This is a genomic window from Bifidobacterium catulorum (assembly GCF_003129925.1).
GTDB classification, from domain to species: Bacteria; Actinomycetota; Actinomycetes; order Actinomycetales; family Bifidobacteriaceae; genus Galliscardovia; species Galliscardovia catulorum.
In genome coordinates this window covers 209,240-233,544 of the sequence record NZ_QFFN01000001.1, presented here as the reverse complement: position 1 = coordinate 233,544, position 24,305 = coordinate 209,240, and the positions used below count along the sequence as shown (strand labels likewise).

Genomic DNA, 24,305 nt, shown 5'->3' with positions numbered 1-24,305 from the left:
AAGGAACAGGAAGGAACATACGTCATATGGCACAGCGTTTGGACGGCCGGCAGGCCGCGGCGGCGATCAAGGATGACCTCGCGCGGCGGGTGGAACGTCTCAGGGAGCGTGGCGTCACGCCCGGATTGGGCACCCTGCTGGTGGGGGACGACGCCGGGTCGGTGAAATACGTCGCCGGCAAGCACCGCGACTGCTCCGAGGTGGGCATCGCGTCCATCGCCGAGAAGCTGCCCGCGAACGCCGGATACGAGGCCATAGCCGACGCCGTGCGCAGGCTGAACGACAATCCCGCGTGCACGGGGTTCATCGTGCAGCTGCCCCTGCCCGATGACGTCGACGAGAACAAGGTCATCGACCTGATCGATCCCGCCAAGGACGCCGACGGCATGCATCCCTACAATCTCGGCGAGCTCGTGCTGCACCCGCGCGGGGAGCTGACGACCCCGTTGCCGTGCACCCCGCGCGGCGTGGTGGAGCTGCTCGCCATGAACGGCATCGAACTGGACGGCAAGCACGTGGTCGTGCTCGGCCGCGGCATCACCATCGGCCGCACCATCGGGCTGCTCATCGGCCGTAGGGAGATCAATGCGACGGTCACGCTGTGCCATACAGGAACGAGGAACGTGCACGAGCTCATGCGGCAGGCCGACGTGATCGTGGCCGCCATGGGCAGCGCGCACTTCGTCAAACCCGACGACGTCAAGCCGGGGGCGGTGCTGGTCGACGTCGGCGTGAGCCGCGTCGTCGACCCCGTGACGGGCAGGTCCCGCATCCTCGGCGACATCGATCCCGCGGCGCACGAGGTGTGCGGCGCCTATACACCGAACCCGGGCGGCGTGGGGCCCATGACCCGCGCCATGCTGCTGCGCAACGTGGTCGAGATCGCCGAGCGGTCGCTGTAGCGCGACGGGCCGGGCGGCGCTGGCCATCGGCGGGTGCTCCGCCCCGGGCGACACGCCCGGATTTTCCCGGCCGCATTTGACCATGGATTCGACTACACTGGTTCGGGTGCGCCCGCGAGGGCGTGCCCGATAACTGAATAACGATATTATCCACCCAACTATTCAAGAAACCATACATTTACATGGCAGAGAACAACACTGAAGTCACCAAGGTCGCCATCAACGACATCGGCACCGAAGAGGACTTCATCAAGGCAGTCGATTCCACCATCAAGAACTTCGATGATGGTGATCTGGTCGAAGGTACCGTCGTTAAGATCGATCGCGACGAGGTGCTCCTGGATATCGGCTACAAGACCGAGGGTGTGATTCCCTCCCGCGAGCTTTCCATCAAGAAGGACGTCGATCCGGACGATGTCGTCGAGGTCGGCGACACCGTCGAGGCCCTTGTCATCACCAAGGAAGACAAGGAAGGACGTCTGATTCTGTCCAAGAAGCGTGCCCAGTACGAGCGCGCCTGGGGCGATGTCGAGAAGATCAAGGAAGCCGATGGCGTCGTCGAAGGCACCGTCATCGAAGCCGTCAAGGGCGGCCTCATCGTGGACATCGGTCTGCGTGGCTTCCTTCCCGCCTCCCTCGTCGAGATGCGCCGCGTGCGCGATCTCGCCCCGTACATCGGCCAGAAGATCCAGGCCAAGATCCTGGAGCTCGACAAGAACCGCAACAACGTGGTCCTGTCCCGTCGCCAGTACCTTGAGGAGACCCAGTCCGAGGTTCGCGAGACCTTCCTCTCGCAGCTCAAGAAGGGCCAGATCCGCGAGGGTGTCATCAGCTCCATCGTCAACTTCGGCGCCTTCGTCGATCTCGGTGGCGTTGACGGCCTGATCCACGTCTCCGAGCTGTCCTGGAAGCACATCGACCACCCGTCCGAGGTCGTCAAGGTCGGCGACAAGGTCACCGTCGAGGTGCTCGACGTCGATCTCGACCGCGAGCGCATCTCCCTGTCGCTCAAGGCCACCCAGGAGGATCCGTGGCAGCGGTTCGCCCGCACCCACGTCCCCGGACAGATCGTCAAGGGCAAGGTCACCAAGATCGTCCAGTTCGGTGTGTTCATCTCCGTGGACGACGGCATCGAGGGTCTGGTGCACATCTCCGAGCTGGCCAACCGCCACGTGGAGAACCCGGAGACCGTCGTCAAGCCGGGCGAAGAGGTGTTCGTCAAGGTGATCGACGTCGATCTCGACCGTCGCCGCATCTCCCTGTCCCTCAAGCAGGCCAACGACTCCGTCGACATCTCCTCCGAGGACTTCGATCCGGCGCTGTACGGCATGCCCGCCGAGTACGACGAGCAGGGCAACTACAAGTACCCCGAAGGCTTCGATCCGGAGACCAACGAGTGGATTGCCGGCTACGAGAAGCAGCGCGAGGAGTGGGAGTCCCAGTACGCGGCCGCCCACGACCTGTGGGAGCAGCACAAGGAGTTCGTGGCCAAGGAGCTTGAGAACGCCGAAGCCTCCGCCGCCGCCGACGGCCAGGGCGAGTCGAAGCAGGAGAAGGTCGAGGAGACCTCGAACTACTCCTCCGAGTCCTCCTCCGAAGGCACCCTCGCCGATTCCGATCAGCTTGCCGCTCTGCGTGAGCAGCTGCTCAACGAGAAGAAGTGACATCGATCGGCGTTAGCTGATTGAAAGGAACCCGGTCGTCAATACCATCGGCGACCGGGTTCCTTCGTATACTGGAGAGAGTGCGGTGGAGCCCGGTGCAGGGTGCGGCCGTGCCGGTGAGACGGTGGCGAGGAGGCCCCTCATCATGTCGGAGCGGAACGAGGAGGATTGCGCGGTGTTCACACGGGTCGGGCTGACCGGGGGCATAGCCGCCGGCAAAAGCACTGTGGCCAGACGGTTCGTCGAACTCGGGGCGTTCGTCATCGATTATGATTCCCTTGCCCGTGACGCCGTGGCCAAGGGAAGCGAGGGGCTGGACGAGGTCGTCCGCCACTTCGGACGGCATGCAAGGGACTGCAACGGCGATATGAACAGGGCATGGGTCGCGGCCAACGTCTTTTCGAATCCCGATAGGCTGAAGGAGCTCAACCGCATTCTTCACCCCATCATCTTCAGGGAGGCCGGTCGCCTTGAGTACGAATGGCTCGACTCCCATCCGGAACCCGGGGACGGGAGCCGTCGTCTGGTCATCCACGACATCCCGCTTCTGGTGGAGACCGCGCGTTGGGATTATTTCGACTCCATCATCACCGTCGAGGCACCCGAGGAGGTCCGGGTCAGGCGTATGGTCAGGAACCGCGGCATGAAACGCGACGACGCCCTGGCCCGCATCCGCAACCAGGCGACCCAGGAGCAGCGTTTCGACATCAGCGACTACGTCATCGACTCCACCAAGCCCCTCGAACAGATGTTCGAGGATGTTGATAGACTGTATCGCATACTGACGCATCCCGTGTACTGACTCCGGCAGCGGGGGCCGGTGCATGTGGTGTCGTTCATCGACGTAGGGGGCGGCCATGGGATACAACATCGAACGCATCAACAAACCCTTCGTGGTCAAATCCCCTTATAAGCCAAGCGGGGACCAGCCACAGGCGATCGACGAGCTCGCCTCCCGCATCGAGAACGGGGAGAACGACGTGGTGCTCATGGGCGCCACCGGCACCGGCAAGACCGCTACGACCGCATGGCTCATCGAACGTCTGCAGCGTCCCACCCTGATCCTCGAACCGAACAAGACGCTTGCCGCCCAACTGTGCGCTGAATTCCGCGAACTCATGCCGGACAACGCCGTCAGCTATTTCGTCAGCTACTACGACTACTACCAGCCCGAGGCGTACATACCGCAGACCGACACCTATATAGAAAAGGACTCCAACATCAACGACGACGTTGAGCGACTGCGCCATGCCGCCACGGCGAATCTGCTGACGAGACGCGACTGCGTGGTGGTGGCCACGGTGAGCTGCATCTACGGACTCGGCACGCCGGAGGAATACGCGGGTCGCATGCTGTTCCTCAGGGAAGGGCAGCAGATCGACCGCGACGACCTGCTGCGCAGGTTCGTCGACATGCAGTACAAGCGCAACGACATAGCCTTCACCAGGGGAACGTTCCGGGTGCGCGGCGACACCGTCGAGATCATCCCCGTCTACGAGGAGCTGGCCATCCGCATCGAGTTCTTCGGCGACGAGATAGACCGCATCTCCACGTTGCATCCGCTCACCGGCGACGAGATCGCGCACGAGCCGGAGGTGCACATCTTCCCGGCGTCCCATTACGTGGCCGGACCGGAGCGTATGGAGAGGGCGCTGAAGACCATTCGCGAGGAGCTGGACGAGCGTGTGGCCGAACTGAGGAAACAAGGGAAGGACCTTGAGGCGCAGCGGCTCACCCAGCGCACGACGTACGACCTTGAGATGCTCACCCAGATCGGCGTCTGTCAGGGGGTGGAGAACTATTCGCGTCATTTCGACGGCCGGGCACCGGGCACCCCTCCCCACACATTGCTGGACTTCTTCCCCGACGACTTCCTCCTGGTCATCGACGAATCCCATGTGACCATCCCCCAGATCGGCGCCATGTACGAGGGGGACGCCTCACGCAAGCGAACGCTCGTGGAGCACGGGTTCCGTCTGCCGAGCGCCATGGACAACAGGCCGCTCAAATGGGACGAGTTCCTTGAACGCATCGGACAGACCGTATACCTTTCCGCCACGCCCGGCGACTATGAGCTCGGCCTTTCCGACGGGGTGGTGGAGCAGATCATCCGGCCGACGGGGCTTGTCGACCCGAAGATCGACGTCAGGCCGGTGGAGGGGCAGGTGGACGACCTGCTCGGCGAGATCAAGGAGCGTGTGTCCAGGGACGAGCGAGTACTGGTCACCACGTTGACCAAAAAGATGGCCGAGGACCTCACCGACTACCTGCTTGAGCGCGACATCAAGGTGGAGTACCTGCATTCCGACGTCGACACGCTGCGGCGCGTGGAGCTGCTCCGCGAGCTCAGGGAGGGCAAGATCGACGTGATCGTGGGCATCAACCTGTTGCGTGAGGGCCTGGATCTGCCCGAGGTCTCGCTCGTCGCGATACTCGACGCCGACAAGGAGGGGTTCCTCCGCTCCTACCGCTCACTGATCCAGACCATCGGCCGCGCGGCGCGAAACGTGTCCGGCACCGTCATCATGTACGCCGATCACCGCACCGACGCCATGACCAAGGCGATCAACGAGACCAACCGTCGACGCACCCGGCAGATTGAATACAACAAGGAGCACGGCATCGATCCGAAGCCGCTCATCAAGAAGATCAGCGACGTCAACGACATGCTCGCCAAGGAGGACGTCGACACGCAGACGCTGCTCGAAGGGGGATACCGCAACGCCAACAAGGCCGGGAACTCCCATCTGGGGGTGCCGTCGTTCAACGCGGACGAGGCCGACAGGCGTCATCGGGAGATACTTGAGGCGGGATTGCCGGCCCAGGACCTCGCCGATCTCATCCGCCAGCTCAGCGAGCAGATGCACACCGCCGCCGAACAGCTGCAGTTCGAACTCGCCGCAAGGCTGCGCGACGAGATCCGCGACCTGAAGAAGGAACTGCGGCAGATGACCGAGGCGCAGAAGTAGCCTGTATCATCGATGTATCAACGATCAGGGAGGACGTATGGCCAAGGATGGGAAACGACCGGCATCCGACGCTCGCCGGGGGCGCATCGCCTCGTATGCGGTGGCGGTCCTGCTCACGACGTCGATGATGGTGTTCGTGGGCGTCAGATACAGCTGGTGGCTCACGGTGATACTGCTCGTGGTCATGGTGCCGGCCGGAGCCGCCACACTGTATCTGAACCTGCACCCGGAACGCACCGGCGGCCGCAGCATGCTCGGCATCTCCGACGCGTCCACGCTGCTCGACCCGTTACGGGGAGGGCCAGGGACGGGACGGAACGGTCGCGGGCGGGACGGAGGCCCCTCACCGGACGAGAAGAACGACCGTTGATGAGCGAGACGACGACCCCTTTGTAAAAAAACGTCAGAGCTTCCCCGCAGACGGATACCCCGTCATTGACCCTCCGTATAGTGATGTGACATGGCTGAGACTCCACTGTGGTTTATGGCCGGCACGTTCGTCGTGCTCGCCGTGTTCTTCATCATCGATCTTTTCATCATAGGCCGGCGTCCGCACGTGCCCTCGACCAGGGAATGCGTGCAGCATATCGCGTTCTTCGTGGTCATGGCGTTGATTTTCGGCGCCGCCGTATGGGTGGTAGCGGGCGCCAAGCCCGCCATCGAGTTCTATTCCGGATGGCTGACCGAATACTCCCTGAGCATCGACAACCTGTTCGTGTTCGTCATCATCATGGCCAACTTCGCCGTCCCGAAGCAGCTGCAGAAGTTCGTGCTGTCCATCGGCATCACCATCGCGCTGGTCCTGCGCGGCATCTTCATCCTGCTCGGCGCGGCGATCATCACCCGCTTCACCTGGGTGTTCTTCCTGTTCGGGGCCTTCCTGCTGTTCACGGCCTTCAAACTCGCCTTCGGCAAGGACGATGACGAGGAATACCATGAAAACGCCCTGATCTCCACGCTGCGCAAGGTCATCAGGATCTCCGACGAATACGACGGCGAACGCCTGCGCACCACCAAGAACGGCATCCGATACTGGACCCCGATGCTCATCGTCTTCCTCGCCATAGGCACCACCGACGTCATGTTCGCCTTCGACTCCATCCCGGCGATCTTCGGCCTGACCAAGGACCCGTTCATCGTGTTCACGTCCAACGTCTTCGCCCTGCTGGGCCTCCAGCAGCTATACTTCCTGCTCGGCGCCCTGCTCGACAAGCTCGTGTACCTGCCCGTCGGCCTCTCGGTCGTGCTCGGCTTCATCGGCGTCAAGCTCATCATGGAGGCCCTGCACGGCAACACACTGCCGTTCATCAACGGCGGACAGCCCATCCATGCGGTGCCCGAGGTGCCGACATGGCTTTCCCTCGCCGTCATCATCGTATCCATCGGCACCGCGGCGCTCGCCAGTGTGCTGAAGATGCGCAAGGTCGACGCGGAGTCGTCGCGCGACTGACCGTCGGCGCCCCGGCTTCCCGCATTCCGCGCCATACGAATCATGAATCCGAAATCCGTCCCGCATCCTCCGCAAGAGATGCGGGACGGTTTGCTATCGTTAACGGGTCCAACCCTGAAACGACGGCCCGGACGACCACGTGGCGCGATGTGCGCTGTATGTTATCCTGGCGTTCATGCAACACGCCGCCGCGGTTATCGGTCAGGTCTTGAACAGCTAGTAAGCTAATCCATGGCAACAGCGGGGACATCCCTGTTCCCCGTCCGTCTAGAAGGAATAGGCAGGCAATATGCGTAAAGCCAAGATCGTAGATACCATCGGACCGGCCACCGAGTCTCTCGAGAACATCACCAAGCTCGTCGAAGCTGGCATGGACGTTGCTCGACTGAACCGCTCCCACGGCACGCCCGAGGATCATCTGAAGGTCTACAACAACCTCCGCGAGGCCGGCAAGACCGTTGGTCGCAATGTCGCCGCCCTGGTTGATCTGCAGGGCCCGAAGATTCGTTGCGGCTGGTTTAAGAAGAACGCTGACGGTGAAGACAAGGTCATCCTCAAGGAGGGCCAGGAGTTCGTCATCACGACCGACGACATCGAGGGCGACGAGCACATCACCTCCACCACGTTCAAGGGCCTTCCGGGCGACTGCCACCCCGGCGACCCGATTCTGATCGACGACGGCAAGGTCCGTCTTGAGGTCACCAAGGTCGAAGGCAACAACGTCCACACCAAGGTCGTCGTGGCCGGACCGGTCTCCTCCCACAAGGGCATCAACCTCCCGGGCGTGGCCGTGAGCCTGCCCGCACTGACCGAGAAGGACGAGGCCGACCTTCGTTGGGCCATCCGCACCGGCGCCGACATCATCGCCATGTCCTTCGTGCGCTTCGCCTCCGACATCGACCGCGCCCACGAGATCATGGACGAGGAGGGACGCCGCATTCCGATCGTCGCCAAGATCGAGAAGCCGCAGGCCCTTGAGAACCTTGAGGACATCGTCAAGGCCTTCGACGGCATCATGGCCGCCCGCGGCGACATGGCCGTCGAGTGCCCGCTGGAGGAGGTGCCGCTGGCCACCAAGCGCATCATCGAGCTGGCCCGCAAGTACGCCAAGCCCGTCATCGTGGCCACCGAGGTTCTCGGTTCCATGGTCCACTCCCCGGTGCCGTCCCGCGCCGAGGCCTCCGACTGCGCCAACGCCGTGCTTGACGGCGCCGACGCCACCATGACCTCCAACGAGACCGCCGTCGGCGAGTACCCGACCGAGACCGTCGCCACCATGGCCCGCATCTCCGAGTACGCCACCTCCCACGGCTTCGACCGCATCCCGGACCTCAACAACCTCGACATGTCCAAGTCCGGCGCCGTCTCCTCCGCCGCCGTGGACCTCGCCGACAAGCTCAACGCCAAGGCCATCGTCGCCTTCTCCCAGACCGGTGACACCGTGCACCGCGTCTCCCGTGAGCGTCCGGCCGCCCCGATCTACGCCCTGACCGCCAACGAGCACACCTATCACTGGCTGGCCCTGAGCTGGGGCACCGAGGCGTTCCTGCTCGACAAGGACTACCACGACATGACCCGCAAGGAAGTCATGACCCTCACCGACGCCACGCTGAAGGCCGCCGGCAAGGTCGAGGACGGCGATCGCATCGTCGTGCTCAGCTGCTCCCAAGGTGACCACAAGCCGGGCAGCACCGATTCCATCTACGTGCACACCGTCGGCCACAAGGCCTGATGCTGCGTCGATGATTCGGTAGCATCATTCCGAGCGAACCATACGGGACCTGTCTGCGCGACACGGAACACGCAGACAGGTCCCGTATGTTTGTCAAGCGAAACAAAGTAGTGTAACATCCCTTGGGGAATGCCCCGGTATCCCAATTGGTAGAGGAGACAGCCTCAAAATCTGTACAGTGTGGGTTCGAGTCCCACCCGGGGCACTGGCTGATAAGCAAGGAAGCAATTTCGCTGATCATAACTGAAAGGGGCGGAAATGGCAGACATGGACGTTGATGAGATGGTTGACGATTCCAAGGGCCGAACCGTGGTCGTGGCTGAGGATGAAGCCCTTATTCGTCTTGATATCGTCGAATCCCTGCGCGGTGCCGGATATGATGTGGTCGGCGAGGCCGCCAGTGGTCAGGAGGCCGTCGATCTGGTCAAGGAGCTTGTCCCCGACGTCGTCGTCATGGACGTCAAGATGCCCGGCAAGGACGGCATCACCGCCGCCAAGGAGATCGCGGAGGAGAATCTCGCCCCCGTCGTCATGCTGACCGCCTTCTCGCAGCAGAATCTTGTGGAGAAGGCCGCAGACGCCGGTGCCATGGCCTATGTCGTCAAGCCGTTCGTCCCCGAAAAGCTGTTCCCGGCGCTTGAGGTGGCCATCAGCCGCTTCGATCAGATGAACGCATTGCGTGACGAGGTGTCCGACATGAAGGCCCGGTTCGAGGCGCGTAAGCGTGTGGACCGTGCCAAGGGTCTGCTCATGGAGAACATGGGACTGACCGAATCCGAGGCGTTCCGTTGGATTCAGAAGACGTCCATGGACCGTCGTCTGACCATGCAGGAAGTCGCCGACGCCGTCATCGAGCAGGTGCAGGGCTGATAGTCATACACATATAAATACAAGACTGTTATAGCAACGGCAAAGGAGTCTCATGGTTCTGTCCTCGCAGGAGACGGATACGGCGGTGGCAGACGGGAGGCTGCTTGTCGTCGATGGGCATTCGCTGGCGTTCCGCGCTTATTTTGCATTGCCCGTCGAGAATTTCAGCACGGAGTCGGGTCTTGCCACCAATGCGGTGTGGGGCTTCGCCAACATGCTTTCGAGGGTGATTCTCGATGAGCGGCCCACTCACGTGGCGGTTGCGTTCGACGTCAAGGGCGGCACGTTCCGCAACGAGTTGCTGCCTCAGTACAAAGGTACGCGTGACGCCGCGCCGGAGGACCTGCTTGAGCAGCTTCCCGTCATTCAGGACATGCTGAAGGCGCTTGGCGTCACCTACATCGAAAAGCCGGGCTATGAGGGCGATGACGTCATCGGCTCGCTTGCGTCGATGGGGGAGGACTCCGGATTCGACACGCTGGTCCTGTCCGGCGACAGGGATGCCTTCCAGCTGATCGACGACAAGATCACCGTGCTGTATCCGGGGCATCATTTCAAGGACCTCAAGCACATGACGCCGCAGTCCGTCGAGGAGAAGTATAAGGTCTCCCCGCGGCAGTATCCCGATCTTGCTGCGTTGCGCGGCGAGACCGCCGACAACATCCCCGGCGTTCCCGGGGTGGGCGACGGATTCGCGGCCAAGTGGCTCAACCAGTTCGGCTCGCTCGAAGGCATCATCGAGCATGCGGACGAGATCAAGGGCAAAAAGGGCGAGGCGCTGCGCGAACACATCGAGCAGGTGAAGCTGAACCGTCAGGTCAACGCGCTGGTACGGGATCTCGACCTTGGCGTCGACCTTGCCGAACTTGTGCTATCCCAGCCGAATCTCACAGCCCTCGACAAACTGTTCTCGCGTCTTGAGTTCGGCCCCCGGACCAAGTCAAGGATTCTCAAGGCGTTCCCCGAAGGGGTCGCCGGTCCGGATTACACTGATGAGGCCACGAGTCAGGAGATCGTCGAGCCGCGGGTGGACAGGCTTGCCACGGAGGACGGCGTGCTCCCCGAATCATTCCGTTCATGGGCGGATGAGCATATCGCCGGAGTGATTCGGCCGTGCGTCGTCGCTGATGACGCCGACGCCCTCGACGACCCGACCCATACTGTCGAATCGTTCTGGGTCATGCACGCCGTCGGATCGACCAGACTCGGGACAAGCCGTCTCACCTCCCTTATCGTGACGGCACCGGATAATCATGCCGTCATATTGGATCGGAGCAGGGTGGAACTGTGTCGTGACGCGATCCATTCGCTGCTGTCCTCGCATTCCGGCGCCCTCGCCGTGCACGGGTACAAGGAGCAGCGTCATCTGCTCGCGTCCGTCGGCGTCGACGTTCCCCATCCATGGTTCGATACGCAGCTCGCCGGCTATCTCGTGGAATCCGACTATCATCCCGAATCCCTGGATGCGGCCGCCGTGCATTTCCTCGATGTCGTTCCTCCCGAGCAGGACCGGCCCGCCCAGGGGGAGCTCGCTTTTGACGAGGTAGATGACGCCGATGACAATGCGCAGGATGCCGCCATGGATGACGCGTTGGCCCGGCAGGCCGCGTATGTCGTCGAATTGACGCGCCGTCTCGTCCCCATGACGGTGCAGCGCGGCCAATACGCCTTGCTGCACACCGTGGAGATTCCTGTCTCGCAGGTGCTTGCAGCCATGGAATCCGTCGGCGCCGCCGTCGACGAAGGCCGACTGATCGGCATGCGCGACCGTTTCGCCACCGAGGCCCGGGAAGCGCAGGAGCAGGCGTGGCAGTCCGCTGGCAAACGCATCAACCTGCAAAGTCCCAAGCAGCTGCAGGCCGTGCTGTTCGATGACATGCGGCTTCGCGGCACCCGCAAGACGAAATCCGGCGGATACACCACGGACGCCGCCGCATTGCAGGAGCTTGCCGTACGCAATGTGAACAACGAACGGGCGTCGACGTTCCTCGTGGCGCTGCTGCGGCATCGTGAGACCAACAAGCTCAAGCAGATCGTGCAGAGCCTGCTCGACGAGGTCAACCATGATGACGGGCGTATCCACACCACGTTCGAGCAGACGGTCGCCGCAACGGGCAGACTGAGTTCCGCCGCGCCCAACCTGCAGAACATCCCCAACCGCAATGCGGCCGGGCGTGAGATACGCGGCGCGTTCGTGCCGGGGGAGGGGTTCGTCTCCCTGATGAGCTGCGACTACTCCCAGGTGGAGCTGCGTATCATGGCGCACTGCTCCGGCGACGAGTCCCTCATCGAGGCGTTCCGGTCGGGGGCCGATTTCCACCGGTATGTGGCCTCGCTGGTGTATGAGATTCCGATGGACGACATCACGGGGGACCAGCGCTCCCACGTCAAGGCCATGAGCTATGGCCTCGCCTATGGGCTGAGCACCTATGGTCTTGCCCAGCAGCTCAAGATCTCGCCGGCCGAGGCCGATGTGTTGAAGGACAAGTACTTCGCCACGTTCGGCAAGGTGCATGAATACCTTGAGGGTCTGGTGTCTCAGGCCCGCAACAACGGGTACACGGAGACGATGTTCGGACGTCGCCGGTATTTCCCCGGTCTGAAATCCGGCAATCGTAGGGTCCGCGACGCCGCCGAGCGGGCGGCCCTCAATGCGCCGATCCAGGGTACCGCCGCCGACATCATGAAGATCGCCATGATCAAGGCGGATTCGGAACTTCGCGGACACGGCCTGCGCAGCCGCATCATCCTGCAGATCCATGACGAACTCGTGTTGGAGATCGCCCCAGGGGAAGGCGATCGGGCCACGGAGGTGGTCCGTGACGCGATGGAGCATGCCGTCGACCTCGATGTGCCGCTCGACGTCTCCACCGGCATCGGGGATGACTGGCAGCTCGCCGCGCACTGACGCCATCCATCCGGCGCCGTCGCGCTGCCCCATCGATTCGAAGGAAGGATTCCATCATGGCTGGTTCCATCAATGCGCCCGTCAACGTGAAGCAGGTCGTGGATGTTCTGGAAACGTTGTATCCGCTGCGCTATGCCGAGGACTGGGATGCGCCGGGTCTCATCGTCGGCGACCCGTCATGGACGGTGAAGGGAATATACTGCGCGGTCGATCCGACGCCGGATATCGTCGACGAGGCGATCGAGGCCGGCGCGAACCTGCTCATCACCCATCATCCGTTGTTCTTCCGTGCCGTCCATGAGGTCGGCGGACTGGGATTCCGTGGTGCCATCGTCAATCGTCTCGTCGAGCATCGTTGCGCGTTGTGGGTGGGGCACACGAACGCCGATTCGGCGCATCGCGGAACCGCGCACGCCTTCGCCGACCGTCTGGGGCTGACCGACCAGCGCCCACTGGTGCCCATCCACGACGACCATGCCGAATTCCCGGTCGGTCTGGGACGTGTGGGATCGCTGCCCGAGCCCATGAGCCTGTATGATCTGGCTCATCGTGTGGCCGATTTGCTGCCGAGGACGAATCTGGGCGTGCAGGTCGCCGGGGACCCGGAGCAGCTGGTGCGGCTCGTGGCCACGCTTCCCGGCTCCGGTGATTCGCTGTTCGACGAGGTGCGTGCCAGCGGAGCCGACGTGTACATCACCAGCGATCTGCGACATCATCCCGCGACCGACGCGTGGCAGCAGGCGCGGTATGAGGCGCGCCTGCGCCGACGTGGGCTGTCGGATATCCCGGGGGACGCCATGCCGCGGCCTGCGTTGATCAACACGCCCCATTCGGCCATCGAACGGTCCCTGTTCCATTATCTCGTCGGCGATGTGAGTTCGGCCATCGAGCGGGCGTATGGCGTCACGGTGCCGGTGGCGTTGTCCGGAACCAATACGGACCCTTGGGATTTCCGCGTGGACTAGCGGTCCGGCGACTGGCGGCTAGCGTCCCAGACGCGTGAGCTTGAGCGGATCGAGCACGTCGTCGAGAATCTCCCTGCGCACCACGCCCTCGTCCACGGCCACGTCATGGACGCTGCGGCCCTCGGCGAGGGCTTTCTTCGCCAGACGTACGGCCTCCTCATAGCCGACGTATCCGTTGAGCGATGTGGCCAGCGACGCGCTATTGGTGGCGCGGACGAGACCGATCTGCTCGTTGACGGTGATGCCTTCGACACAGTTGGTGCGAAGGGTGTCCATGGCATGGGCGAGGATGCGCATGCCGTCGAGCAGGGAGTGGGCGATAACCGGTTCGAAGGCGTTGAGCTGGAGCTGCCCGGCTTCGGCCGCGCAGCTTACGGTGGTGTCCATGCCCATCACGGTGAATACGCTTTGGTTCACGCATTCGGGGATGACCGGGTTGATCTTGCCGGGCATGATGGACGATCCGGCCTGTCGTGCGGGGATGTGGATCTCCACGAGGCCCGCCTGGGGTCCGCTGGTGAGCAGGCGGATGTCGTTGGCGATTTTGCCGAGGTGCACGGCGAGTCGTTTGATGTGCGATGAGGTGTCGACGAAATCGGCCATGTCGCTGGTGGCGGCGATGGGGTCATCGGCCGCGCTGGCGGGGATGCCGGAGACGTTGCGCAGTTCTTTGGTGACGAGTCCGCGGAATCTGGCGTCGGCGCAGATGCCGGTGCCGATGGCGGTTCCGCCGAGGTTGACTACGGCGAGTCTGGCGATTTCGTCGTTAAGCTTGTGCGAGTCGTTGGCGAGTACGGTGTGGAATGCCCCGAATTCCTGACCGAAGGTCATGGGGACGGCGTCTTGGAGCTGGGTGCGTCCGAGTTTGACGATGTCTTCGGTGCGGTGTGAGAGGGCCAGGAACGACATGGCCAGCGCGTCGCAGCTGCGGATGAGCGCGCGCAGCGCGAAGATGAGGGCGAGCCGGACGGCAGCCGGATAGGTGTCGTTGGTCGATTGCGATTTGTTCACGGTGTCATTGGGGTGGATGATCGCATAATCGCCTTTGTGGTGGCCGCCGATTTCGAGGGCCCGGTTGGCGATGACTTCGTTCATGTTCATGTTGGTGCTGGTTCCGGCGCCGCCCTGCAGGACGTCCACGGGGAACTGGTCGTTGAACCCGCCGTTATAGATGTCCCGGCATGCTGCATCGATGAGCCGTCCCTGCGTCGTGGTGATGCCGCCGAGCCGTACGTTGGCGCGGGCGCATGCCTGCTTGACGAGCGCATAGGCCTGGATGAGCTCGGGGTGACGACTGACCGGCACGCCGGAGACGGGGAAGTTCTCGATGGCCCGCTGCGTGTGGATGCCCCAGTACGCGTTCAGTGGGACCTGCAGTTCGCCGATGCAGTCGTGTTCGGTCCGTGTGGCATCGGCGGATGCGGTGGCGTGTGCTGGTGTGAGAATGGCGGCGGTCATGTTTTTGCCCTCCCTGATGGTCCGGTCGTGTCGGCCCCTGGTTCTGTGCTGTTGCGTCGCCGCTCGGTGCGGCGACAGTTCATGACCATACGCAGTGCGATGGTATCGTACAAGAGCACCACTTCCTTGAATTAACATAGGGAAAACCTATGTTGTTTATGATGCGTCGTATGAAAACGTTGCAATCACGGCAAAACAATGGTTCCGAAGCGGGAGGCGCCCCGTCGTTGAGCGGTCGTAAAGGTTACATGACCGTAACACAGCTGCAGGCGTTCTACTATGCCGCCACGTTGGGGTCGTTCACCGCGGCCGCCGAATATCTCGGCATGACGCAGCCCACGGTTTCGGAACTGGTCCGCAAGATCGAATCGACGTACGAACTGCCGTTGTTCGTGCGTGGGGGACGTCGTCTGGTGCCCACCACGGCGGGAACGACGTTGCTGCCGTGGGCGAAGCGTCTGCTGGACGGCATGCTGGGGGCGGAGACCGCCATGAACGCGTTGCTCACCGGCGAAGGCGGGACCGTGTCGTTCGGCATCCTGAGAAACGCCGGATACTATGGGCTTTCGAATCTGGCCACGGTCTTCTGCCGTGCCCACCCGAACGTCCATCTGCGCCTGGTGGGGCAGAACTCGTTCGAGGTGGCCGACGCCGTGCGTGACGGCGAGCTCGAAGGGGGACTGCTGTGCCTTCCCGTTCCCTCGGACGGATTGGAGATCGTACCTCTCATGCGGCAGCAGATCGTGTGGGCCAGTTCCAAGCGGGAACGCTGTATGCGGCCGATGCGGGTGGAGGATATTCCCAAGGAGCCGTTGATCCTGTATGACGCCCATCACGGTTGGCACGACCCCTCCCGTCGTCAGCTCGCCCAGCAGGCGCAGATGAAGGGGGTGTCGTTGGAACCGATCATCGAGATCGAGACCGTCGGCGCGGCGGTCGACCTGGTGGCGCATGGTCTGGGCGACACCATCCTGCCGCGTGCGGTGACCATGGACCGGGATTTCCCGACGTCGGTGTACACCACGACGTTCGAGGACCCCATCTACGACACTTTCGCCCTGGTGACGCGCAAGGGCTGGGAGCTTTCCCCCATGGCCGGCTACATCGCCGATCTCGCCGTCTCCATGCTTCTGTCGACCGCCGTGACCAGGGACGAGATCCTGTATGACGGCCCGACGGTGCCGTTGTCCGTCTGACGGACGAACCATCCGCGCCGGTGTTTTTCGCAATCAGTTCCTGGGGGAGATGCGCGAATCGCGGGGCGTCGTGCTCACCGGCCGTTCCGTGGTCAGCTGCGCGTATACGCGATCGGCCTCGATTGCGGCGATCTGCCGGGAGAACACGATGAACCATCCCATGAACAGGATGCAGGCTAGGGCCTCCACGTTCGTCAGCGTGGTTCCTCCCCGCAGCCAATGCGCGCCAGCCACGGCGATCGTCACGAGAATCAGGTCGGATACGACGTACATCGCCTTCGACATCTGCGGCGCGAGCCACGGCAGGAAGACCATGAGCAGACCCATCGGAAGGCTCAGGCCACGGGCGCAGACGTTGTGCAGTATGGGATGGGGCGTGTAGCGGAACAGGCCCACGCCGGCGAAGCAGATGCCGGCGAGCGATAGCAGCGTCGACAGGCATATAATGCGGGCGGGGAAATGCGGGATGTCATGCTCGGCGCCGGGGGCCGGGGGAGTGCGGTCGTTCCGTCCGGCGTCGGAATCCGCGGGCGGCTGTCTCATCCGCATCCGCTGCGTGGTGATGAGCTCCGAGACGGCGAAATAGCTCAAAATCACGACGCAGACACCAGCCAATACCAGCGTGGAGTTGAACATGCGCGCGGCGAACGTGGTGCGGTCGCCAAGCTGGGAGAAATTGTTCCTCCACCAGTTCGGATCGTCCGAGGTGAAGCCGGCCGTCGAGACGCCCGACACCACGAATAGCGGGAGCAGCGACGCGATGGTCTTCGAATTGAGCGAATCCGCCTGAACGAACACCAGATACCCGGTGACCGCGGCGAACAACGCGATAATCGCGGGGACGTACGGGCCGAACAGTCTGATTCCCATTGCCCCGTTGATGATTCCGAGCAGGGCATACACGCTGAGGAAGACAGTGGACCCATACACCACGGAGAGGGACAGCGTCTCGAACGCCCGGCGGAGGGGAACGAACCAGCCGCGCCGCAGATTCCACGAATGGGACCTGCGGGAATACCCGATGACGAAGGATACTACGGCGCAGGCCGCGACAACGCCGGCGCAGGCCGCGAACAGTCGGCCGGACACCAGCCAGATCGCCGGCGCCATGTCGAGATACAGGTTCGTGGCCGCACCGGAACACACCGCGCAGACCAGTGACGCGACAAGTCCGAACGACTCCGCCTGCTGATGCCTTCCCATATGCCTCCCGCCATGATGCACGTCATGCCCGCCTTCGGATTCCTCTTCCACTGTAGAAGGCCGGATGGAAGTCGCGAAAAAATGCGGGAATATGCCGTGTCCCCGTCTTTCATGGGTTATACTGAATACTTGTGTCCGCATGGGTCATCGGATTCCCGTACGGCAACGGGCTGTGGCGCAGTTTGGTAGCGCGCTTGCTTTGGGAGCAAGACGTCGCAGGTTCAAATCCTGTCAGCCCGACTCGAAAGCCCTGCTCCCGCTTGGAGAGCAGGGTTTTTCTTGATATGTGCCCCCTGCGTGGTAACACTCAGTAACAATGACCGCACACCTTAGCCTCAATTAGCTGTGCCGGAAAGAAAAAGCACCAGTGTTTCATGATGTTTCGCATGAGTGACGTTCCGGGGCATTCGCCATTAGTATAGCCATCATGAATCCTGGCTCTTGCATGTCAGAGCTGGTTCTGTCATAATGGTGACGCTTCGTCCCGTAAGGGCGAGGCTCCAAGTCGCCGGGGGTATTCCCCCGGCATTCCTTTATCCGCCGTCTTGTCAGGGGAATCGGTTGAGCGAATTGAGCATCTTCGTGGACGAGTCCGGCGAATGGGGCAAGCTGTCCGAATACTATCTCATCACGCTGGTGTTCCATGTGCAGTCCACGCCCATAACCACGCACATCGAGAAGTATGAACGGCATCTGACAGATTCGGCTTTGCCGGACATCCCGTTCCATGCCGGTCCGTTGTTCAACGGGCACGACGATTACGAGGACGTCTCATTCGCGGATCGCAAGAGACTGTTCTTCGCGTTCTTCACGCTTGCCCGTAACCTTCCGTTCCGATACGTGACGTTCGCCCATCGCAAAAGCATGTTCGACGGCGACAGGACCCGATTCGAAGCACAGCTCAAACGCGATCTTGCGGACTTCTTCCTATCACATCTCAACGAATTCCAATCGTATGAGACAATCAAGGTGTACTACGACAATGGGCAGCAAATCGTATCGAATGCGCTGAAAGCATCCATCGACTATGCGCTGTCCAAGGAGGCCGTCGTGTATCGCGATGCGCAACCGAAGGACTATCGCCTGGAGCAGGCCGCCGATTTGATGTGCACCATCGAACTGACAGCGTTGAAATTCAACGCCGGCGAAGAGACCGCTACCGACCGAAAGATGTTCAAAGATCGGCGTGACTTCCGTAAAAACTATCTCAAGATTCTACGACGCAAGCAATTCTGATGGAATCCAGAAGCATGGTCTTTCTGCCGGGAATCCAGTAACTACCGACGAAACAGTTCTTGCTGGACTGCAATCCAACCACTCACGACACGCCGAGCGTGTCGCCTTCCCAAGCAGCCAATCCCAGTAACATTTCAGTCACAGTGACCGTCAGGATTAGCCAAACGCACTGGTTCCAGCAAAGAACACCAAATCTCAGAAACGGCTTGATTCCAACGATATTCACCCCATCTAAAGCAGCTGATTTTTGCAAAACAACCCCCTGATGGTACAGGACGTCGCAGGTTTAAATCCCGCCGGCCCGACAACAAGAGCCCTACTCCCGCAAGGGAAGCAGGGCTCTTTCTTTTTGATGGATAGCTTTTCGATAGTCAGAATCGTGTTACTGGAACATGAACTACATCACTTTCCGCTTCCATCACGCCCTAGCTAGGCTTGTACTAACGAGCTTTGCTTTCTTGTCTTGGATCAGGCGAGCTAGGCAACGCCTTGAGCGCATCAATGACTTCTTTTACGCTTTGATATCGAGATATCGGGTTATTGTCTGAACATTTTTGAATGACCAAGATTAACGGAGATCCATTAACAAACAGACTTTCTTTTCCAGTAAATATATAACTGAGAATGAAGCCGATTGCATATATGTCATTAACTGCCCTAAAATCTTTGAAAGAAACGAGCGCTGGATCCACGATTGATCCCTTCATGACAGATCCGGAACTGGTGAGATCAGAATTGTTTTCTTTTGCTAGCCCGAAGTCGGAAATCTTGACCACAAAGGCATCGCCATCTTTATATGTATACAGCAACACATTCTTATAGCTCAGATCACGGTGATAAATGCCTTTATTATGGAGAAAATTCAATCCATATAGAAATTCCATTGCAATCTTAAGACGGAAACCAAATGAGAGTTTTGTATTGTTGCGAGCAATGTAATCCTTTAGATTACATTCACAGAATTCCATTGTGCAGCTACTATTGGATTCATCATACTGATAAACCTTTAGAATATAAGGAAAATCAAAGCTTTTCATGAGATCGAACTCTCTATGGAACCGTTGCCGATCCTTATCGCTGGTATTTTTCTTGAGCTTCTTTCGCGCAAAAACCTCCCCATAGTTCGGATCAATATATTTATGAACAATGGCATATGCCCCCTCGCCAACGAGTTGAAGGTCGGCGTTCCTAGTTCCATTACGCGTTATTTCAGCGCCCTAAACTTTAAACACCGAATCATATTTCTCAATATCAATGGGAGTGAGTCCTTTGGGGATTGAGCTGCCTCCAGATGATTGAAGCCAACTCTTGGAACTATCAATCACTCTCAGATATTCCGGCATCGTTCGGATTTTAGCCCCCGCTCTATTCGCGAGTCTAACCAATGTAAGGTATTCCTCATTGACACCAATGAGTGTGCGGCTTTCTTCGGCGTTGTAGTGTCCATCGATTCCTTGCGGTGCCTTATAATTCATAAAGTCAAAGGCATTGTTATATTGCTCATGTAGTCACGCAAAAACCTGTTGATACTTTCTTATAGTCGAATGCCATCGTTACCTCCTGATATCGGAAACGGGTTGTGCGCCTCATCGTGCGCTTGCTGATTCCAGTCTAAAGGCACATTCCATCCGCCAAGCGGGTACAACAAGCCGTTGTTGGTGCCGGCAATATCACAGGCGGACGGTCAGATCGGGCCAGCGCTCCAGCCATCGTTTGTCGCGGATGCGGCGTTCGACCAGATCGCGCGGCACGGTTGTCCCGTCGACCGTCACCGGGCGGACTATCAGATTGAGCAGGTCGGCGGAGCCGTAGCTGTAGAGGAACGACAGCTTGCCGTTCTCGTCGAGTCTGACCGCCACAGCGGTGGCGGTTTCGGTCCAGTGGGCGATGCCTTCAGCCGCGGAGTGGAATGGGACCGCGCCGTCCTTGACATGCATGCGGGCTTGGTTACGAATCTCCCAGCGCGCGAACGGGAAACGTACGTTCGCATGGTCGCTTAAGGTCCAGTCCGTTTCAGGCGCGGTATCAGAAGACCGGAAATACACCAGGTCAACATCGCGGGGTCGGACCGGTTCATTGCCCTCCAGGGCATCCCAAACACGATTGCGCAGAAAGCCCGCACCGATCCACCAGTCGGGAAGGCCCATCGACTTCGCCGCCGCGAGCACCTGCATCATCCAGTCATCAGCGGCGACGAGTCGCCCGATCTCCGCCTCGGACTTAGGAAATCGTCTCGAAAGCAGTGTCATCGTCGGCTTCGCTTACTGCTGAGACTGGAGCATGTTCGGCCGATCCGTCTTCCGCGAGCGCGGCGGACGGGATAAGCACACTCACATATGGGGTCGCGCCGGACAGGACGTTGCCGTAGAACTTGAGCCCGATCGTTTCGCAGGCCTGTTCCATCGTGTACATTGACGCTCCTCCTTACGTTCCTTCATTATCCGGCAGCTCTTACCGGTAGTTTCTACCGGCGTGTCGCAGGAGGCCCGGTTACCGTCACCAGATGACGACACAAGGGGGTGGTGACGTTTTGTTGGTCCGTATGGGCGTGCAGGAAAGGAGAATCCTCGGGGGATGTTTCGGCATGAGTGACGTTCTGGGGCATTCGCCGGTACCGTGGCCTCCGCGAGTCCTCAAAGCCGGCCCACAACGTAACTTGCATCCCCCATTGTGTTGCACTGTTCATACATTAGCATTACTCTGGCGAGGAGTTTCGATGGCCGATACCGTAACAATCAGTTTCCGCACGGATCCGCAGGTCAAGCGGCAGGCGAAGGAACTGTACGAGTCGATGGGACTGGACCTGTCGACCGCATTGAACATGTTCCTGCGCCAGTCCCTGACCGACAACGGCATGCCGTTCCGCGCCACGAGGGAGAATCCGCTGAACATGGAGGCCCGCCGCCAGGCAGACACCCGGGAGGGTGCCGCGTTCCCGTCTGTGGACGATCTGATGACGGACCTGATGGATGCTTAGATCCGTCTTCCGCACCACGCAGTTCAAGAAGGACTTCAAAGGACTGCTGAAGAAGCATTACGACCCGGACAAGCTGCGGCGCGCCGTGGAAGCGTTGATGGCAGAAGATCGCGATCTGCTGCCGACCAAATATCGCGATTACGCGCTGGTCAACAACTGGAAAGGGTATCGGGAGATCCACATCGAGTCAGACTGGCTGCTCATCTACCGCATCGAACGCGACGAGCTGCAACTGGCGCTGACCCGTACCTGATCGCACGACCAGCTGTACTGGCATGTGACGTCGGAATACCGTCCACGAGTGGAAAAAGATCATCGACCGGGGGCGTGACATGGCCGGTTATGAACTGATCAGGCAGTTCGCGCAGCTGCATCCCGACCGTCAACTACGTTCCCTTGACATGGAAAACCGCACCTCCAATCATCGGACACGAATTACTCCAGTCCAACAATTGGGGTGCGGTTCGGTTTCACTCAGCGACCGGTCAGGGCGTTTATCACGGGGAGATACGTCCGCCTCCCATTACTCCATGACGCGGCGGGAGCGTTTGGCGCTCATGAGCAGCAGGAAGCTCCTCGGCTGCGCGGTGATGACGAACCCCGCCTCATAGGTGAGCTCCGGGCCCTTCGGACTGAACGTATCCACCACCAGCGTCCACGTGGAGCCGTACTTCTCGTCCGGCAGCTTGAACACGATCGGTTCGTAATGCGCGTTGAAGATGAGCAGGAAGCTGTTGTCGGTCATGGGGGAGCCGTACCAGTCGGTCTCCGGGATGTCCTTGCCGTTGAGGAACACCATCACCGACAACGCATGCGTGTTGCTCCAATCCTCGCGGTCCATGATCTCGCCGGTGTGGTCGAACCATTCCGCCTGCGGGATGCGGTCGGACATGTCGCCGGCGGCACGCCCCGTGAAGAAGCGGCGGCGGTGCAGCACCGGATGGCTGAGACGCAGATGGATGAGCTTCTTGGTGAATTCGAGCAGGTCGCGGCGGTCCTGGTCGAGCTCCCAATCGGTCCACGAGATCTCGTTGTCCTGGCAATAGGCGTTGTTGTTGCCCTGCTGGGTGCGTCCCACCTCGTCGCCGCCGCAGATCATCGGGATGCCTTGGCTCACCATGAGCGAGGCGATGAAGTTGCGGCGCTGACGCTGGCGCAGGCAGTTGACGTCCCGGATGTCGGTGGGGCCCTCCACGCCGCAGTTCCAGGAACGGTTGTGCGATTCGCCGTCGCGGTTGTCCTCGCCGTTCGCCTCGTTGTGCTTGTCGTTGTAGGTGACCAGATCGTTGAGCGTGAACCCGTCGTGGGCGGTGATGAAGTTCACCGAGGCGACCGGTCGGCGGCCGTTGGCCTGATACAGGTCCGAGCTGCCCATGAGACGGCTCGCGAACTCGGGCAACGTGGACGGCTGCGAGCGCCAGAAGTCTCGTACGCAGTCGCGGTATCGGCCGTTCCATTCGGACCAGCTGGACGGGAAGCCGCCCACTTGGTATCCGCCGGAGCCGAGGTCCCATGGTTCGGCGATGAGCTTGATGTGGGAGAGCACGGGATCCTGCTCCACGATGTCGAAGAACGCAGAGAGCTTGTCGACCTCCTGGAACTGCCGGGCGAGCGTGGCCGCCAGATCGAAACGGAAGCCGTCAACGTGCATCTCGGTCACCCAGTACCGCAGCGAGTCGGTGATGAGCTGCAGGGCGTGGGGCGAGCGCATCAGCAGGGAGTTTCCGGTGCCGGTGGTGTCGAAGTAGTGGGCGAAGTCGCCGCCGACCAGACGATAGTAGTTGCGGTTGTCGATGCCGCGGAAGCTCAGGGTGGGGCCGCGGTGGTTGCCCTCGGCGGTGTGGTTGTACACTACGTCGAGGATGATCTCGATGCCGGCCTCGTGGTACGCCTTGACCATCGACTTGAACTCGTTGACCTGCTCGCCGTATTCGCCGGAGCTGGAGTAGGCGTTGTGCGGGGCGAAGAATCCGATGGTGTTGTAGCCCCAGTAGTTGCTCAGGCCCTTTTCGGTGAGGAAGGAGTCGTTGACGAACTGGTGGATCGGCATGAGCTCCAGCGCGGTGACGCCGAGCTCCTTGAGATAGTTCACGACGGTGGGGTAGGCGAGACCGGCGTAGGTGCCCCTGATCTCGGCCGGCACGTCCTTGCGCAGGTTGGTCATGCCGCGCACATGCGCCTCGTAGATCACCGAGTCGTGGTAGGGGATGCGGGGATGCTTGTCGTTGCCCCAGTCGAAGAACGGGTTGACGACGACCGACTTCATGGTGTGGGCCGCCGAATCCATCGTGTTGAGGTCGTATTCGTTGTCGGGGTTGCTGAACTTGTAGGAGTAGAGGCTTTCGTCGCCGTCCGTGTGGCCCTGTATGGCCTGCGCGTACGGGTCGAGCAGGAGCTTCGAGGGGTTGCAGCGGTGTCCGTTCGGCGGATCGAACGGACCGTAGACGCGGTATCCGTACCGCTGCCCGGGCTGCAGGCCCGGAATGTAGTTATGCCATACGTATGAGTTCTGCTCGGTCATCTCGATGCGGGTTTCGTTGTCGTCCGCATCGAAAAGGCAAAGCTCCACTTTTTCGGCCGCTTCCGAGAACAGGGCGAAATTGACCCCTGCGCCGTCGTAGCGGGCTCCCAACGGGTACATTGAGCCTGGTCTGATCTGCATACCTCCAGTATCGCATCGTCCATGCCCATAATCGGTGATACAACGGTTAATCTATGGTGAATCACTGACGGATATAGGGTTTTGCGCCGTGGATATCGCCGGATGGAGTGTCC

The 24,305-nt window shown here is 60.8% G+C and carries 20 protein-coding genes and 2 tRNA genes; 16 read left to right on the top strand and 6 right to left on the bottom strand.

From position 1 onward, the window contains the following. The first annotated feature begins 26 nt into the window (after window positions 1-26). The 11 genes from DF200_RS00975 (at window position 27) to DF200_RS00925 (ending at window position 13,460) form a co-directional block, all read left to right on the top strand. Entirely contained in the window at window positions 27-902 is an 876-nt protein-coding gene (locus tag DF200_RS00975; protein WP_109136424.1) for a bifunctional methylenetetrahydrofolate dehydrogenase/methenyltetrahydrofolate cyclohydrolase, read from the top strand. Between the two features lie 182 nt (window positions 903-1,084). Then, window positions 1,085-2,566 (top strand): 30S ribosomal protein S1, encoded by a 1,482-nt coding sequence (gene rpsA / locus DF200_RS00970; RefSeq protein WP_109136423.1) that lies wholly within the window; start codon window positions 1,085-1,087, stop codon window positions 2,564-2,566. A gap of 145 nt (window positions 2,567-2,711) precedes the next feature. Beyond that, window positions 2,712-3,368, top strand: a complete 657-nt coding sequence (coaE, locus tag DF200_RS00965) for a dephospho-CoA kinase (protein WP_109136422.1) — start codon at window positions 2,712-2,714, stop codon at window positions 3,366-3,368. 55 nt (window positions 3,369-3,423) lie between these two features. Further along, window positions 3,424-5,535 carry an excinuclease ABC subunit UvrB gene (uvrB, locus tag DF200_RS00960; RefSeq protein WP_109136421.1) on the top strand — a complete coding sequence of 704 codons (2,112 nt, stop codon included), beginning with the start codon at window positions 3,424-3,426 and terminating at the stop codon, window positions 5,533-5,535. A gap of 37 nt (window positions 5,536-5,572) precedes the next feature. Beyond that, complete coding sequence (locus tag DF200_RS00955) at window positions 5,573-5,905, top strand: hypothetical protein (RefSeq protein WP_109136420.1); 333 nt, start codon at window positions 5,573-5,575, stop codon at window positions 5,903-5,905. Between the two features lie 90 nt (window positions 5,906-5,995). Next, window positions 5,996-6,985: a TerC family protein gene (locus DF200_RS00950; RefSeq protein ID WP_109136419.1), complete on the top strand. Its 990-nt coding sequence runs from the start codon at window positions 5,996-5,998 to the stop codon at window positions 6,983-6,985. A 289-nt stretch (window positions 6,986-7,274) separates the two neighbouring features. Further along, a complete protein-coding gene (gene pyk / locus DF200_RS00945) occupies window positions 7,275-8,717 on the top strand; it encodes a pyruvate kinase (RefSeq protein WP_109136418.1) in 1,443 nt (480 codons plus the stop codon). A gap of 131 nt (window positions 8,718-8,848) precedes the next feature. Further along, window positions 8,849-8,922, top strand: a tRNA-Leu gene (locus tag DF200_RS00940). A gap of 62 nt (window positions 8,923-8,984) precedes the next feature. Then, on the top strand, window positions 8,985-9,587 hold the full coding sequence (locus DF200_RS00935; RefSeq protein WP_109136476.1) for an ANTAR domain-containing response regulator: 603 nt from the start codon (window positions 8,985-8,987) through the stop codon (window positions 9,585-9,587). 52 nt (window positions 9,588-9,639) lie between these two features. Further along, window positions 9,640-12,495, top strand: coding sequence for a DNA polymerase I (polA, locus tag DF200_RS00930; RefSeq protein WP_109136417.1), 2,856 nt, complete (start codon window positions 9,640-9,642; stop codon window positions 12,493-12,495). 56 nt (window positions 12,496-12,551) lie between these two features. Next, entirely contained in the window at window positions 12,552-13,460 is a 909-nt protein-coding gene (locus DF200_RS00925; protein ID WP_109136416.1) for a Nif3-like dinuclear metal center hexameric protein, read from the top strand. A gap of 18 nt (window positions 13,461-13,478) precedes the next feature. Here the strand turns inward: DF200_RS00925 and DF200_RS00920 are convergent, their stop codons facing one another. Beyond that, window positions 13,479-14,918, bottom strand: a complete 1,440-nt coding sequence (locus DF200_RS00920) for an aspartate ammonia-lyase (RefSeq protein ID WP_109136415.1) — start codon at window positions 14,916-14,918, stop codon at window positions 13,479-13,481. 248 nt (window positions 14,919-15,166) lie between these two features. Between DF200_RS00920 and DF200_RS00915 the strand changes: the two genes are divergently transcribed. Further along, window positions 15,167-16,114: a LysR family transcriptional regulator gene (locus DF200_RS00915; protein WP_109136414.1), complete on the top strand. Its 948-nt coding sequence runs from the start codon at window positions 15,167-15,169 to the stop codon at window positions 16,112-16,114. Window positions 16,115-16,147: 33 nt separating this feature from the next. Here the strand turns inward: DF200_RS00915 and DF200_RS00910 are convergent, their stop codons facing one another. After that, window positions 16,148-17,317, bottom strand: a complete 1,170-nt coding sequence (locus DF200_RS00910) for an ABC transporter permease (protein ID WP_109136413.1) — start codon at window positions 17,315-17,317, stop codon at window positions 16,148-16,150. 166 nt (window positions 17,318-17,483) lie between these two features. Between DF200_RS00910 and DF200_RS00905 the strand changes: the two genes are divergently transcribed. Beyond that, window positions 17,484-17,557: transfer RNA gene (locus DF200_RS00905), tRNA-Pro, on the top strand. Window positions 17,558-17,878: 321 nt separating this feature from the next. Then, complete coding sequence (locus DF200_RS00900) at window positions 17,879-18,553, top strand: DUF3800 domain-containing protein (protein ID WP_109136412.1); 675 nt, start codon at window positions 17,879-17,881, stop codon at window positions 18,551-18,553. Window positions 18,554-18,993: 440 nt separating this feature from the next. On the opposite strand, the gene DF200_RS00895 is transcribed toward DF200_RS00900, so the two are convergent. The 3 genes from DF200_RS00895 to DF200_RS11050 all read right to left on the bottom strand — a co-directional run bounded on the left by DF200_RS00895 (window position 18,994) and on the right by DF200_RS11050 (window position 20,965). Further along, a complete protein-coding gene (locus DF200_RS00895; protein ID WP_109136411.1) occupies window positions 18,994-19,761 on the bottom strand; it encodes a protein kinase domain-containing protein in 768 nt (255 codons plus the stop codon). 462 nt (window positions 19,762-20,223) lie between these two features. After that, window positions 20,224-20,802 (bottom strand): nucleotidyltransferase family protein, encoded by a 579-nt coding sequence (locus DF200_RS00890; RefSeq protein ID WP_109136410.1) that lies wholly within the window; start codon window positions 20,800-20,802, stop codon window positions 20,224-20,226. Beyond that, window positions 20,774-20,965 (bottom strand): hypothetical protein, encoded by a 192-nt coding sequence (locus DF200_RS11050; RefSeq protein WP_241520063.1) that lies wholly within the window; start codon window positions 20,963-20,965, stop codon window positions 20,774-20,776. The genes DF200_RS00890 and DF200_RS11050 overlap by 29 nt, the downstream gene beginning before the upstream one ends. A 304-nt stretch (window positions 20,966-21,269) precedes the next feature. Here DF200_RS11050 and DF200_RS00880 point away from each other — a divergent pair, with 304 nt between their 5' ends. Both DF200_RS00880 and DF200_RS00875 read left to right on the top strand, forming a co-directional pair. After that, complete coding sequence (locus tag DF200_RS00880; RefSeq protein ID WP_109136409.1) at window positions 21,270-21,530, top strand: type II toxin-antitoxin system RelB/DinJ family antitoxin; 261 nt, start codon at window positions 21,270-21,272, stop codon at window positions 21,528-21,530. Continuing rightward, entirely contained in the window at window positions 21,523-21,783 is a 261-nt protein-coding gene (locus DF200_RS00875) for a type II toxin-antitoxin system YafQ family toxin (protein WP_109136408.1), read from the top strand. Before DF200_RS00880 ends, DF200_RS00875 begins: the two co-directional genes overlap by 8 nt. Window positions 21,784-22,053: 270 nt before the next feature. Here DF200_RS00875 and glgX read toward each other — a convergent pair whose 3' ends face one another. Next, entirely contained in the window at window positions 22,054-24,192 is a 2,139-nt protein-coding gene (gene glgX / locus DF200_RS00870) for a glycogen debranching protein GlgX (protein ID WP_109136407.1), read from the bottom strand. Between the last annotated feature and the right edge of the window lie 113 nt (window positions 24,193-24,305).